General features: G+C 62.1%; 13 protein-coding genes. 3 read left to right on the forward strand and 10 right to left on the reverse strand.

The window, feature by feature from the left end:
• Nucleotides 1-71 precede the first annotated feature (71 nt).
• From HV782_RS12325 to HV782_RS12355, 7 genes are all read right to left on the reverse strand, one after another.
• Nucleotides 72-434 carry a Na+/H+ antiporter subunit G gene (locus HV782_RS12325; RefSeq protein WP_186747232.1) on the reverse strand — a complete coding sequence of 121 codons (363 nt, stop codon included), beginning with the start codon at nt 432-434 and terminating at the stop codon, nt 72-74.
• Complete coding sequence (locus HV782_RS12330; RefSeq protein ID WP_123467805.1) at nt 431-709, reverse strand: K+/H+ antiporter subunit F; 279 nt, start codon at nt 707-709, stop codon at nt 431-433. The genes HV782_RS12325 and HV782_RS12330 overlap by 4 nt, the downstream gene beginning before the upstream one ends.
• The gene (locus HV782_RS12335) at nt 706-1,194 is read right to left on the reverse strand and encodes a Na+/H+ antiporter subunit E (RefSeq protein WP_123467807.1); all 489 of its coding nucleotides are present in this window, start codon (nt 1,192-1,194) and stop codon (nt 706-708) included. Before HV782_RS12335 ends, HV782_RS12330 begins: the two co-directional genes overlap by 4 nt.
• Nucleotides 1,191-2,870: a monovalent cation/H+ antiporter subunit D gene (locus HV782_RS12340; RefSeq protein ID WP_186747230.1), complete on the reverse strand. Its 1,680-nt coding sequence runs from the start codon at nt 2,868-2,870 to the stop codon at nt 1,191-1,193. The genes HV782_RS12335 and HV782_RS12340 overlap by 4 nt, the downstream gene beginning before the upstream one ends.
• Nucleotides 2,867-3,211, reverse strand: coding sequence for a Na+/H+ antiporter subunit C (locus tag HV782_RS12345; RefSeq protein ID WP_008085854.1), 345 nt, complete (start codon nt 3,209-3,211; stop codon nt 2,867-2,869). The genes HV782_RS12340 and HV782_RS12345 overlap by 4 nt, the downstream gene beginning before the upstream one ends.
• Nucleotides 3,211-6,129 carry a monovalent cation/H+ antiporter subunit A gene (locus tag HV782_RS12350; RefSeq protein WP_186747228.1) on the reverse strand — a complete coding sequence of 973 codons (2,919 nt, stop codon included), beginning with the start codon at nt 6,127-6,129 and terminating at the stop codon, nt 3,211-3,213. The genes HV782_RS12345 and HV782_RS12350 overlap by 1 nt, the downstream gene beginning before the upstream one ends.
• 247 nt (nt 6,130-6,376) lie before the next feature.
• Nucleotides 6,377-7,312, reverse strand: coding sequence for a DMT family transporter (locus HV782_RS12355; protein ID WP_123467813.1), 936 nt, complete (start codon nt 7,310-7,312; stop codon nt 6,377-6,379).
• A gap of 85 nt (nt 7,313-7,397) precedes the next feature.
• Between HV782_RS12355 and HV782_RS12360 the strand changes: the two genes are divergently transcribed.
• A complete protein-coding gene (locus HV782_RS12360) occupies nt 7,398-7,961 on the forward strand; it encodes a helix-turn-helix domain-containing protein (RefSeq protein ID WP_123467815.1) in 564 nt (187 codons plus the stop codon).
• The gene (locus HV782_RS12365) at nt 7,962-9,356 is read left to right on the forward strand and encodes an FAD/NAD(P)-binding protein (RefSeq protein ID WP_186747226.1); all 1,395 of its coding nucleotides are present in this window, start codon (nt 7,962-7,964) and stop codon (nt 9,354-9,356) included. It begins immediately after the preceding gene.
• A 131-nt stretch (nt 9,357-9,487) separates the two neighbouring features.
• Here HV782_RS12365 and HV782_RS12370 read toward each other — a convergent pair whose 3' ends face one another.
• On the reverse strand, nt 9,488-10,222 hold the full coding sequence (locus HV782_RS12370) for a substrate-binding periplasmic protein (RefSeq protein WP_123467819.1): 735 nt from the start codon (nt 10,220-10,222) through the stop codon (nt 9,488-9,490).
• A 240-nt stretch (nt 10,223-10,462) separates the two neighbouring features.
• Nucleotides 10,463-11,836, reverse strand: coding sequence for a nucleotide 5'-monophosphate nucleosidase PpnN (gene ppnN / locus HV782_RS12375; RefSeq protein ID WP_123467821.1), 1,374 nt, complete (start codon nt 11,834-11,836; stop codon nt 10,463-10,465).
• Nucleotides 11,837-12,058: 222 nt separating this feature from the next.
• Here ppnN and HV782_RS12380 point away from each other — a divergent pair, with 222 nt between their 5' ends.
• The gene (locus HV782_RS12380) at nt 12,059-12,586 is read left to right on the forward strand and encodes a DUF3087 domain-containing protein (protein ID WP_123467823.1); all 528 of its coding nucleotides are present in this window, start codon (nt 12,059-12,061) and stop codon (nt 12,584-12,586) included.
• On the opposite strand, the gene HV782_RS12385 is transcribed toward HV782_RS12380, so the two are convergent.
• Nucleotides 12,583-12,969, reverse strand: a complete 387-nt coding sequence (locus tag HV782_RS12385; RefSeq protein WP_123467825.1) for a DUF2784 domain-containing protein — start codon at nt 12,967-12,969, stop codon at nt 12,583-12,585. The genes HV782_RS12380 and HV782_RS12385 overlap by 4 nt on opposite strands.
• Nucleotides 12,970-12,981 lie beyond the last annotated feature (12 nt).

The raw sequence follows: 12,981 nt of genomic DNA on the forward strand, positions 1-12,981 counted from the left end.
TACAGAGGAACGCATTCCAAGTGTAGTGGTGAGCCTGCTCGCGATAGCGTCATTGCAGATAATACAAAGCTTCAGTTGCCGCTTTCGGTGCGCCGGCTACTGACCTCGGCCGGCACATCATCCCCGGCCATGCGCTTGCGGAACAACGCCGCCCGCGCCAGCAGCAACGTGGTGACCGGTACGGTGATCGCCAACAGAACCGGAATCAGCCAGGCGTGCAGCACCGGCCCCGATTTCAATGCCGAAAAACAAATGATCGACGCCAATGCCACGCACCACGCTCCCAGCGTCGAGGCCAGGGCTGGCGGGTGCATGCGCTGAAAGTAATCCTTCATGCGCAATAATCCGCTCGCACCGATCAGCGCGAACACGCCGCTGAGCACCAGCAGGATCGCCACGGGGATCTCGACCCATAAAGACAAATCGGCATTCATTCGATCACCTCGCCACGCAGCAGGAATTTCGCCAGGGCAAACGAGCCGACGAAGCCGAACAGCGCAATCAGCAGCGCCGCTTCGAAGTAAGTGTCACTGGAATAACGAATGCCGAGGGTCAGCATCATCAGCATGGCGATGATGTACAAGTAGTCCAGGGCCAGTACTCGATCCTGCGCCGACGGCCCCTTGAACAGGCGCACCAGGGTCAAAACCATGGCCAGCGAGAACAGGAACAACGTCAGCAGAATCGCGTTCGACAGTAACGGGCTCATTCGAAAATCTCCATCAGCGGCCGCTCGTAAGTGCGCTTGAAGTGCTCGATGAACTGCGCTTCGTCATCCAGATCCCACACGTGCAGCAACAGAATGCTGCGATCCAGCGCCAGTTCTGACCACACGGTGCCGGGCACCACGGTGCAGATCATTGCCAGCGCCGCCAGGCCATGGGCATCGCGCAAGTCCAGCGGCACCTTGATAAAACGTGAGCGGGGCGGGCGGCGACCGGCGTTGAGTACGCCCCAAGCAACGATCAGGTTGGACATGATCACGTCACGCCCGACCAGCAGGAACAGGCGCAGAATTGTCCCCGGACGGCGAACGCGTACTGGTTTCGGGCGCAACTTGCGCATCATCAATGGCGCGGCGAACCCCAGTATTGCGCCAAGCAACAGATTGCCCGGGCTGACCGACAGGTTCAGCGTCAGCCATAACACCCACAGGGCCAGTGACAGCAACGGTGCCGGGAAAATGCGCTTCATGGCTGCACCTCCAGCATCGCGGCTTTGGCTTCCGGGCTTGGCACGGCGCGGGTGCCGAGCACGGCCATCACGTATTGCTGCGGATTGTTCAGCGCGTCGGCGGTGGCCTGGGTGTAACGCAGCAGCGGTTCAGCCTTGAAGGTCAGGGCGATGCTCAACCCCAGCAGCAGGAAAATCGGTGCGCATTCGAGTTTGCGCAGCAGCGGCGACGGGCGCTCCTCGGGTGTCCAGAAGCGCTGGATGCCAAGGCGCGAGAACGCCATCAACGAGGCCAGCCCGGACAGGATCAACAACGCCAGCAACGCCCACGCCGCATTGGAAATCGGTGCGCCCGTGCCCAGCCCCAGCGGATTGAGCAAGGCGCCGATCAGGTTGAGTTTGCCAATGAAACCGGACAACGGTGGCATACCGATGATCAGCAGCGCGCAGGCAATGAAGCTCAGGCCGAGGAACGCCATGGTCCACGGGATGACCTGACCGACCACGGCTTTCTGCTCGTCATCGAGGTTGATGCCCTTGGGTGGCTGCAAGGACTCTTGCGGACGTGGCAGCAGTTCGCTTTCGTCTTCCAGCGGAATTTCGTTGGCCGAACGCGAGCGCTCGATCAACTCGGCGAGCAGGAACAACGCGCTCAGCGCCAGGGTCGAGCTGACCAGATAGAACAGCGCGGCGCCGATCAGGTTCGGCTGGGCGAAACCCACCGCCGACAGCAGAATCCCCGCCGACACCAGAATGCTCAGGCTGGCCATGCGCTCCAGGCGTTGCGCGGCAAGTATCGCCAGTCCCGCGCAAGCCATGGTCGCCATGCCGCCGTAGATCAGCCAGTCGCCGCCGAAGAAGGCCGAGGCCCCGGCCTGGCCGGAAAAAAGCAGTGTCCACAGGCGTAGCAGGGTGTAGACGCCGACCTTGGTCATGATCGCGAACATGGCCGCCACCGGCGCACTGGCCGAGGAGTAGGCCGGCACCAGCCAGAAGTTCAACGGCCACATGCCTGCCTTGGCCAAAAACGCCACCGCGAGAATCCCCGCGCCAGCGTGCAGCAAGCCACGGTCGGCTTCCGATACCAGCGGAATTTTCAGCGCCAGATCGGCCATGTTCAATGTGCCGGTGACGCCGTAGATCAGCGCCGCGCCAATCAGGAACAACGACGAGGCGAGCAGGTTGATCGAGATGTAATGCAGCCCCGATGACACCCGTGCCCGGCCCGAGCCGTGAAGCAACAGGCCATAAGACGCGGCGAGCAACACTTCGAAGAACACGAACAGGTTGAACAGATCCGCCGTCAGGAATGCGCCGTACAGGCCCATCAATTGAATCTGGAACAGCGCGTGGAAACTCGAACCGGCGCCGTCCCAACGGGCCATGGCAAACAGCAGCGCGCTGACGCCGATGATCCCGGTCAGCACCAGCATCAGTGCCGACAGGCGATCGACCACCAGCACAATGCCGAACGGTGCCTGCCAGTTGCCCGGCAGGTACACGCCGATGGAGCCGGGCACGCCGGTGGTCTGTGTCCATTGCAGCAGCATCACCGAAACGAACAGCCCGACGAGGCTGGAGAACAGGTTAATTTTCGCCTTCAGCGGTCGGTGTTTCTCGCCAAGCATCAGCATGATGGCGGCGGTCAGCAGCGGCAGCAGGATCGGCGCGGCGATCAGGTGAGTCATCGCCATCATTCTTTAGGCTCCCGGCCGTCGACGTGGTCGGTACCGGTCAGGCCGCGCGAGGCCAACAGCACGACGAGGAACAGCGCGGTCATGGCGAAGCTGATGACGATCGCGGTGAGGACCAGTGCTTGCGGTAACGGGTCGGTGTAGTGCAGCAAGTCCTGGGTGACGCCGTCCTTGATCACCGGCTCCTTGCCGATGAACAGGCTGCCCATGCTGAAGATGAACAGGTTGACCGCGTACGACAGCAGGCACAGGCCCATCACCACCTGGAATGTCCGTGGCCGCAGGATCAGCCAGACGCCAGACGCGGCGAGTACGCCGATGGCGATTGCGATGACTTCTTCCATCAGACGGCTCCTTTGCTGGCGACGGACTTGGGCAGCGATGCAGTCTTGTGACCGCGTACCGATTGGTGGGCGAGGGCGGTAAGGATCAACAGCGTCGAACCGACAACCACGGCATACACGCCGATATCAAAGAACAGCGCACTGGCGATATGGATATCGCCCAGCAACGGCAAGGTGAAATGCCAGGTGTGGGTGGTCAGAAATGGATAACCGACCGCCATTGCGCCCAGCCCGGTGGCGGTGGCGAACAACAAGCCGGTGCCCATCCAGCGCAACGGGCGCAGGCTCATTTGCGCTTCGACCCACTGCGTACCGGCGACCATGTATTGCAGGATGAACGCCACCGACATCACCAGGCCGGCGACAAATCCGCCGCCCGGCTGGTTGTGCCCGCGCATGAACAGGTAGCACGACACCACCAGCGCAATCGGCAGCAACAGGCGCACCAGCACCGCCGGCACCATCATGAAGCCTAGCGCGGTGTCGCTGGCCGAACGCGGGTTGACCAGGTCAGTGACCACGTCCGGCGCCAGCAGGCGTTGCTGGGCCGGCAACTGCAGGCTTTCTTTCGGTGGGCGGAAGCGACGTAGCAGGGCGAACACGGTCAGCGCCACGGCGACCAGCACGGTGATTTCGCCCAGGGTGTCGAAGCCACGGAAGTCCACCAGCATCACGTTGACCACGTTGCTGCCGCCGCCCTCGGGCATGGCACGACTGAGGTAGAACGAGGAGATGTCGTTCGGCGTCTGGCGCGTCAGCATGGCGTAGGAGAGCAACGCCATGCCGCCACCCACGGCAATCGACAGCAGCAAGTCGCGCAGGCGGCGAATGCGCGCTTTGCGCAGGCTGCTCGGCAGTGGCGAGACTTCTTCGATCCGGCGTGGCAGCCAGCGCAGCCCCAGCAGGATCAATACGGTGGTGACGACCTCGACCGCCAGTTGTGTCAGCGCCAGATCCGGTGCCGAGAACCAGACGAAGGTCACGCAGGTCATCAACCCGCAAACGCTGACCATGGTCAGGGCGGCGAGACGGTGGTACTTGGCCTGCCACGCGGCGCCGAGGGCGCAGGCGATTGCCAGCAGCCACAGGGTCACGAAGACGATCGAGCCGGGAATCTTCGGCCGGTCACCCCAGCTCAGGCTGCTGTGCAGCATCGGAATCAGGCCGGCGAGCACCGCGGCCAATACCATCAGGAACAGTTGCATTTGCAGGCGGCGGGTGCCAAGTCGGCGTTCGACGCGCCGGGCCATGCGCATCATCACCACCAGACTGCGTTCGAACAGGCGCTTGCCGTTGAAGCGACCGATCAGTGGCGGGTATTTGAAGCGACCGTGCTTGAGCTGGTTGCGCAGCAACAGGTAGACGACGATGCCGCCGGACATGGCGATCAGGCTCATGATCATCGGCGCATTCAGACCGTGCCAGATCGCCAGGCTGTATTCCGGCAGCGTGCCGCCAACCACTGGCAGGGCGGCCGCTGCGAGCAGCGGGCCGACCACCTGCGCCGGAAAGATGCCGACGACGAGGCAGGTAAATACCAGCAACTCTACTGGCGCGCGCATCCAGCGCGGCGGTTCGTGCGGGGTGTGCGGCAGGTCGGTGGCGGTCGGACCGAAAAACACATCAACCGTAAAGCGCAGGGAGTAGGCGACGCTGAACGTACCGGCGATGGTCGCGACAATCGGCAGTGCCGCTTCGACCCACGCCGTCGCATTGATGAACACGGTTTCGGCGAAGAACATTTCTTTCGACAGGAAGCCGTTGAGCAACGGCACGCCGGCCATCGAGGCACTGGCGACCATCGCCAGTGTCGCGGTGAACGGAATCAGTTTGATCAGGCCACTGAGTTTGCGGATATCGCGGGTGCCGCTTTCGTGGTCGATGATGCCGGCGGCCATGAACAGCGAGGCCTTGAACGTGGCGTGGTTGAGGATGTGGAACACCGCCGCGACCGCTGCCAGCGGGCTATTGAGGCCCAGCAGCAGGGTGATCAGGCCGAGGTGGCTGATGGTCGAGTAGGCCAGCAGGCCTTTGAGGTCGTTCTGGAACATCGCGCAATACGCGCCGAGCAACAGCGTGCACGCACCGGCGCCGCTGACGATGTAGAACCATTCCTCACTGCCGGACAGCGACGGCCACAGACGTGCGAGGAGAAAGACCCCGGCCTTGACCATGGTCGCCGAGTGCAGGTAAGCCGAAACCGGCGTGGGCGCCGCCATGGCGTGCGGTAGCCAGAAGTGGAAAGGAAACTGCGCGCTTTTGCTGAGGGCGCCGATGAGGATGAGGGGTAGCAGAATGGGGTAGAGGGCATGTGCGCGAATCTGATCGCCGGCGGCCAGGACCTTGTCCAGGTCATAGCTGCCGACGACATGGCCGAGGATCATGACCCCCGCCAGCAGGCATAATCCGCCGGCCCCGGTGACCATCAGCGCCATGTAGGCGCCGCGGCGGGCGTCGGCGCGGTGGTGCCAGTAACCGATCAGCAGGAACGAGAAAAGGCTGGTCAACTCCCAGAAAAACACGATCTGGATCAGGTTGCCGGAAATCACCAGGCCGAGCATGGCGCCCATGAACGCCAGAAAAAACGCGAAGAAACGCGGCACCGGATCATCCGGTGACATGTAGTAACGGGCATATAAAGAGACGAGGGTGCCGATGCCCAGGACCAGTATCGAGAACAGCCAGGCGAAGCCGTCCATGCGCAGCACGAAGTTCAGGCCCAGGCTCGGCAGCCACATGAACTCTTCGCGGATCACGCCGCCGTGGGCAATTTGCGGGTACAACATCGCGACCTGGACAGTGCCGATCAAAGCGACCAGGCCTGCCAGGAGAGATTCGGTATTACGCGCGTTGTGTGGCAGCACCGCTGCCAGACAGCTGCCAATGAATGGCAGAAGCAGTAGAACTATCAGGGACATAGGCTTCTAATCTGCGGAAGTTTGTGAAGCATCATACGTGCCAGCTCCCTGATCACCAAACGCCAGGATGTCTCAGAATCCTACAAAGTAGTCTCAAAATTTGTGTTTGGCGTTATTTCAGGCCAAGGGAAGGTGTGGCAGATGGCCCTTTCGCGAGCAAGCTCGCTCCCTCATTTTGAAATACATTCCAGTGTGGGAGCGAGCTTGCTCGCGAAAGCGTTGGCGCAGGCGCTGAAGGTATTGCCGATCAGCCCTGCGTTTCTCGCTGCAGCTCAACATCGGTTTCTGCGGCCTTACCCTTAGTCTTCAACTCACTGACAATCACCGCCGCGACAATCAATCCTGCGCCCACCAGCGCAATTGCCGGCAACCGCTCCCCGGCAATCCGCCCGACGATACCGGCCCACACGGGTTCACCGGCATAGATCAACGTGGCCCGAGTCGGCGAAACACTCTTCTGCGCCCAGTTCATCGCCACCTGAATCGCCGCACTGGCGGCGCCCAGTCCCAGCGCGGTGACCAGTAGGGTCCAGGAGAAATCCGGAAGCATCTCGCCGGTCGGCACCACCATCAGGAACGACAGCACCGACGTCGTCGCCAGTTGCACCACGGTCACGCGACGCACATCAACCTGACCGGCATAGGTGCTGATCAGAATGATTTCGGCCGCAATGGCGATCGCGCTGATCAGCGTGACGATTTCACCGGAACTGAAATTCAACGAGGCGCCGGACGGCCCCGACAGCAGCATCAACCCGGTAAACGCCAGCATGATGCCGATGCTCGGCATCAGCCCCGGCCGCCGCCCGAGGACCAGCCATTGCAACAGCGGCACGAACGGCACGTACAACGCGGTGATGAACGCCGACTGACTGCTCGGGATTGTTTGCAAGCCGACCGTCTGCAAACCATAACCGAGCATGATCGCCACGCCGATGAAGGCGCCGGCCCGGAGTTCGAACAGGGTCAGTGCACGCAGATGCCGCCAGGAAAAGGCGGCGACAATGCACGCGGCCGCCGCAAAGCGCAGGCCGACGAAAAACATCGGGCCGCTGACGGTCATGGCGTGCTGCACCAGCAGGAAAGTGCCGCCCCAGACCATGGTGATCAGCACCAGCACGCACTCGGCCTTGCTGAAGCGGGAGAAGCGAAGAGGGGGGGAAGAACCGTTCACTGTCGTCATGACCTTGCGCACTGTAAAAAAGAGGACGCACAATGCGCCTAACGTTGCGCAGTATACTGCCCAACCCCACCGAGTGAGCAATATAGTGCACAAAGATTCCAGCCAAAGAACGTCCGTCCTTCAACACGTCAGCCAGAACGTTCGGCGTCTGCGTCACGCGGCGGACATGAGTCAGACGGCGTTGGCGGAAAAGTCCGGCGTCAGTCGGCGGATGCTGGTGGCGATCGAGGCCGGCGAGAAGAATGTCAGTCTGACCACTCTCGACCGGGTGGCTGAAGCCCTCGACGTGGCCTTCAGTGACTTGATCCAGGCGCCCGACGCCCGCGATCCGAGCCGCATCAATGAAGTGGCCTGGGCCGGCGTGATGCCGGGAAGCAAGGCCGTGCTGCTGTCCAAAGCCACCGCGACCCGTGAAGTCGAGCAATGGGAATGGTGCCTGCAACCCGGCGAGGTCTACCCCTCGCAACCGGACGCCGATGGCTGGAGCGAGCAGATTTATGTGTTCGAAGGCTGCCTGACACTGATGCTCGGTGAGCAACGGCAGCAGATCAACAAGGGTGAGTTTTTCATGTTTGCCAGCAACCAGCCGCACAGCTATCGCAATGACGGCGACGTAGCGGCGTGGTTTGTACGCAATGTGGTGATTTGAATGACGCAGAGCGCGGATATCCTGATCATCGGCGGCGGCCTCAGTGGCACGATGCTGGCGGTGCAACTGCTGCGCTTGCCAGGGCCGCGCAGCATCCTGATCGTCGAGCCGCGTGCGGAGCTTGGCCGGGGTGAAGCGTACAGCGCTGTCGAACCGGGCCATACGCTCAACGGTAACGCGGCGCGAATGAGCGTTGACCCGGACAATCCCGATGACCTGACCCAGTGGCTCAGCGCACATATTGCTGGCGGTGGCTGGCCGGAGTCTGCCGCGCAGGCCGTGCCGATCAGCGAGCTGTTTCCGCCGCGCGGGTTGTTTGGCGTGTATGTGCAACAGCGTCTGGCCGAGGCCCGGAGTATCGGTGCGCAACATGGCTCGAGCGTCGTGCACCTGTGCGCGGAGGTCGTCGATTTGCAGGCGGACGCCGACTCGGTGCAACTGACGTTGCATGACGGTCGACAGGTGAGCGGCGCCTTTGCGGTTCTGGCGACCGGCATGTTCCCGGCTGCGCGCACGCCGCAAAAGCACTCCAGCGGCCTCAATGCCGCCGCGCTCGATCCGTGGGACGTGAACGCCATGCGCTTGCTCGATCCACACTCGACCGTGCTGATCATCGGCTCTGGCCTGACCATGGTCGATGCCGTGGTGTCGCTGGAACAGGCCGGGCATCGTGGGCCGATCGAAGTGTTCTCCCGTCACGGGCTACTGCCCCATGTGCGGCGGCAACCGCCAGCGTGGACGGATTTCCTGGCTGCGGATTACAGCATTCGTACGCCGCGACAGCTGTTGCGCGAACTGCGTCGACATTGTCGGGATGCCATCGCCCAGGGCGTTGACTGGCAGGCACCACTGGACACGGTTCGCGCTCACATTGCACGTTTGTGGAGTCAGGCGACTGACGTGCAACGTCGACAATTCGTACGGCATGTGCGGCCGTGGTGGGAAAGTCATCACCATCGTTCGCCGCCGCTGAGTGCCGAGTTGGTTGAGCGGTTGCGTGGTGAAGGGCGTTTACGGATTCAAGCCGCATCGTTCAAGGGGCTTGAGCCGACTGCGAACGCCGGGGTGAGTATTCGTATCCGGCGTCGTGGCGAAACTGAAACCTGTGCGGTGCAGGGTGCGGCGCTGATCAACTCCAGTGGCATCGAGTATGACTGGCGGCGGGTGGCACGACCGCTGCCGCAGCAACTGCTGGCACGTGGGCTGGTGCAGCCGGGGCCGTTGGCGTTGGGGATTGCGGCGGCAACAGATGGCGCGGTGCTGGACGCAGAGGGGGACAAGGCGCGTCGTCTGTTCGCCATGGGGCCGCCGTTGCGGGGGATGTGGTGGGAGAGCACGGCGGTGACGGATGTGGCGTCGCAGGCCAAGGCGTTGGCGGCGCGTCTGGTGATTTGAGCTCGTTCGCTTACGGCCCCATCGCTGGCAAGCCAGCTGCCACAGGGGCCGAGGTAGGGCGACAATTTTGCTGGCACTGCGCAATCTGTGGGAGCCTGGCTTGCCAGCGATGGGGCCCGCTCAACCGATGATCATCTCGGCAGTGCCCCCACCAGCCAGCGCTGGCGAATCTGCTCAAGGCGGCCATCGGCGCGCAAGCTGTCCAGCGCCCGCTGCCAACGCGCAACCTGACGCGGGTCGGTTTGCAGCGAGAAGGCGATGTAAGTGTCCTGTTTCATCAACGGGATCTGGTACTGCAAGCGCCCGGGCTCCATGCCCTGTTCGCGGGCAAGGGACGCAAAGGACAGCGTGTCAGTCACCACGAAGTCGGTACGCCCCAGGCTGAACAGCCGCATCATTTGCTCCGGGGTTTCCACGCCATAGAGATTGTTCAGGTCCTGCTTCTGCAAATAGCTGTAGACCAGCCACTTGCGCGGCACGGTGATGCGGCCCGCCCGGTCGGCCTCGTGCAGGCTGCGTACACGCGGTTGGCGAGTGTCCTGCGCATAGAGCGCAGTCTCCACTTCGATCAGCGGCCCGACCCACTGGTAGCGATTGTCGCGTTCGTCGGTGCGCAATACGGTGAAGACGCCGGTGTCCGGGGTGTCGCTAGCCATACGCAGCGCGCGGAGCAGCGGGACTTGTTGGAGATGGATCTGATCACCGGTTGTTTTAGCCAGTGCGCGCACGATATCTACGCCAAAGCCGACTAACTGCTCGCCTTGTTGAAAATGCAGAGGCGGGTGGTAGTCGGTGAGCAATTGCAGATCCGCCGCATTGGCCGTCTGAGCCAACATTGAAAGCAAATATGCGGCAATCCGTTTCATGACTCGTCCCTGAAAAATTGATCGCGAAGCTTAGTACGGGCCGAGGCTGGCTGTCGTGAGGAAAGTACGGGGCTTTTGTGTCAGAAATAAAGGCGGATTGGCAGCGTCGGGTTCACCCTTAAACAACTGTGGGAGTCCGCCTGCTGGCGATAGCGGATTATCAGTCAACAATGATGTTGAATCTGATGACCCTATCGCCAGCAGGCGGGCTCCCACAGGGAGTCGCATCAGCGGTGAGGGTTACGCCACCACGCGATAGCACGGCACATACGCCGCGCCGCCCGGCAGTTTCATCCGGTGCTGGGCGACGAAGGCTTTGAGCAGCAGATCGAGCGGTTGCATGATCGCCGCGTCACCGCGGATCTGGTACGGCCCGTGTTCTTCGATCAGGCGAATGCCCTTGTCCTTGACGTTGCCGGCGACGATGCCGGAGAACGCCCGGCGCAGGTTGGCTGCCAGTTCGTGCGGAGGCTGGTCGCGGTGCAGTTTCAGGTTGGCCATGTTTTCGTGGGTCGGATCGAACGGGCGCTGGAAGCCTTCGTCGATTTTCAGCAGCCAGTTGAAGTGGAACGCGTCGTTGCGCTCGCGGCGGAACTGCTTCACGGCTTTCAGGCCCTGAGTCATCTGCCGCGCCACTTCAGTCGGGTCGTCGATGATGATTTCGTAGTGCTGTTTCGCCGCTTCGCCCAGGGTCGCGATGACGAAGGCGTCGAGTTGCTCCAGATACGGTGCGGCATGTTTCGGCCCGGTCAGGATCACCGGGAATGGCAAACCGGCGTTGTCCGGGTGCATCAGGATGCCCAGCAGATAGAGGAACTCTTCGGCGGTCCCGGCGCCGCCCGGGAAGATGATGATGCCGTGGCCGACACGGACGAACGCTTCCAGACGTTTCTCGATGTCCGGCAAGATCACCAGTTCGTTGACGATCGGGTTCGGCGCTTCGGCGGCGATGATGCCCGGCTCGGTCAGACCGAGGTAGCGCCCGCCGTGGATGCGTTGTTTGGCGTGGGCGATGGTCGCGCCTTTCATTGGGCCTTTCATCACGCCGGGGCCGCAACCGGTGCAGATGTCGAGGCTGCGCAGGCCCAGTTCGTGGCCGACTTTCTTGGTGTATTTGTATTCTTCGGTGTTGATCGAGTGCCCGCCCCAGCAGACGACGATTTTCGGCTCCACGCCTGGGCGCAGGGTGCGCGCATTGCGCAGCAGGTGGAAGACGTAGTCGCTGATGCCTTGCGAGGTGCTGAGGTCGATGCGTTGGCTGTCGAGTTCGTTCTCGGTGTAGACGATGTCACGCAGAGCGCTGAACAGCATCTCGCGGGTGCTGGCGATCATTTCGCCGTCGACGAAGGCGTCGGCCGGAGCGTTCAGCAGTTCCAGGCGCACGCCACGATCCTGCTGGTGAATGCGGATTTCGAAGTCTTTGTAGGCTTCAAGGATGGTCTTGGCGTTATCGACATGGGCGCCGGTGTTGAGAATGGCCAGGGCGCACTGGCGGAAGAGGGTGTAGGTGCTGCCGGATCCGGCTTCGCTCAGTTGTTGAACTTCACGTTGAGAAAGGGTTTCCAGGCTGCCTTTCGGGCTGACCGAGGCATTGATTACGTGTCGTTGGGTCATGCAATGATCCTTAAAACGATGTCATCCCGAACCAGGCGGATGGCATCCGAATAGTGTGTATCCATGAATGAAGATGGCACGATCTGCGCGGTACCGCCATGTCCCCGTTGGACGCTGAAAAGATGAAAAGGGCCCCCAGCATAGCTAAATCGCGCGCAGAGGCGATAATGCGCAGCGAGTTTTTTCCGTTGCCCTTTTTATCGCTCAAGGAAGTCATGCCTGATGTTCGAGATTCAGCCGATGGATGCAGCAACGTTTCGCCAGCAGACCCGCCGCAGCACGATCATCATCGCCGCGCTGTTCCTGGTGCTGGCGATGGGGTTTTCCACGGCGGCGGTGGCGCTGTTCGGCGAAGCTGGCGGGGATAACCTGCGCTTCAATGTCGGCGGGGTGTTCGTCGCGTTTCTGCTGACGGCGGCGTTGTTGCGCGGGCAGTTCTGGCATCAGGCGTGGATGGCGCCGGCGGTCTATAGCTGGCGGCTCAAGCGCAGTCTGATGAGCGTGACCAACGTGATGCACCAGGTGACGGCGGCGGTGGCGCAGAATGATCCGGCGGCGATGAAGGTGCTGCGTTTCTATCATCTGGGGTTGACCCAGATGCACGAACTGGACGGTAACTCCAGCGACCATGCGCAGTTGCAGCGGGAAGTCGAAGCACACAAGGAACGGATGCAGGCGCTGGGTCTGGATCTTGACCAGAAGCGCCTGGATCCGGCCTGGCTCGAAGCGTTGAAACCCGCCTCCCGCTAAAACGGTATCCGGCTGGTGCGGCGCAGTTTCCACTGACGGATCGCGCGTCCGTAAACCAACAGATTGACCACTAGCACCACGCTGCCGAGTGCCAGTTGGATCTGCGGCGTCAGCCCGGCCGGGTAAATGATCGGCCAGATGTAATGCTCGATGAAGCCGCCGGCGTATTCGGTTTGCCCGGCGGCGTGGCGCATCAGGTTTTCCCAGTAGGTCAGCGGACAGGTCAGGTGCAACACTTCGACCGCCACGCCCCAGGCCGCGGCCGGCAGGTGCAGCCACATCAAGCGTGGCCACTTGAGCACCAGCAGCCCGCCGAACAGCACGAACAGAATGAAGGACAAATGAAACAGCACCAGCCCGTCGGCTGCGATTCGATACAGCATGTCGTCTCCCTG

Origin of the sequence: Pseudomonas monsensis (assembly GCF_014268495.2) — a bacterium.
In the GTDB taxonomy this organism is placed as follows: domain Bacteria; phylum Pseudomonadota; class Gammaproteobacteria; order Pseudomonadales; family Pseudomonadaceae; genus Aquipseudomonas; species Aquipseudomonas monsensis.

Bases quoted from the DNA above. Each gene is read 5' to 3' on its own strand.
- HV782_RS12325 (WP_186747232.1), bottom strand. From the start codon at position 434: ATGAATGCCGATTTGTCTTTATGGGTCGAGATCCCCGTGGCGATCCTG.
- HV782_RS12330 (WP_123467805.1), bottom strand. From the start codon at position 709: ATGAGCCCGTTACTGTCGAACGCGATTCTGCTGACGTTGTTCCTGTTC.
- HV782_RS12335 (WP_123467807.1), bottom strand. From the start codon at position 1,194: ATGAAGCGCATTTTCCCGGCACCGTTGCTGTCACTGGCCCTGTGGGTG.
- HV782_RS12340 (WP_186747230.1), bottom strand. From the start codon at position 2,870: ATGATGGCGATGACTCACCTGATCGCCGCGCCGATCCTGCTGCCGCTG.
- HV782_RS12345 (WP_008085854.1), bottom strand. From the start codon at position 3,211: ATGGAAGAAGTCATCGCAATCGCCATCGGCGTACTCGCCGCGTCTGGC.
- HV782_RS12350 (WP_186747228.1), bottom strand. From the start codon at position 6,129: ATGTCCCTGATAGTTCTACTGCTTCTGCCATTCATTGGCAGCTGTCTG.
- HV782_RS12355 (WP_123467813.1), bottom strand. From the start codon at position 7,312: ATGACGACAGTGAACGGTTCTTCCCCCCCTCTTCGCTTCTCCCGCTTC.
- HV782_RS12365 (WP_186747226.1), top strand. From the start codon at position 7,962: ATGACGCAGAGCGCGGATATCCTGATCATCGGCGGCGGCCTCAGTGGC.
- HV782_RS12370 (WP_123467819.1), bottom strand. From the start codon at position 10,222: ATGAAACGGATTGCCGCATATTTGCTTTCAATGTTGGCTCAGACGGCC.
- ppnN (WP_123467821.1), bottom strand. From the start codon at position 11,836: ATGACCCAACGACACGTAATCAATGCCTCGGTCAGCCCGAAAGGCAGC.
- HV782_RS12380 (WP_123467823.1), top strand. From the start codon at position 12,059: ATGTTCGAGATTCAGCCGATGGATGCAGCAACGTTTCGCCAGCAGACC.
- HV782_RS12385 (WP_123467825.1), bottom strand. From the start codon at position 12,969: ATGCTGTATCGAATCGCAGCCGACGGGCTGGTGCTGTTTCATTTGTCC.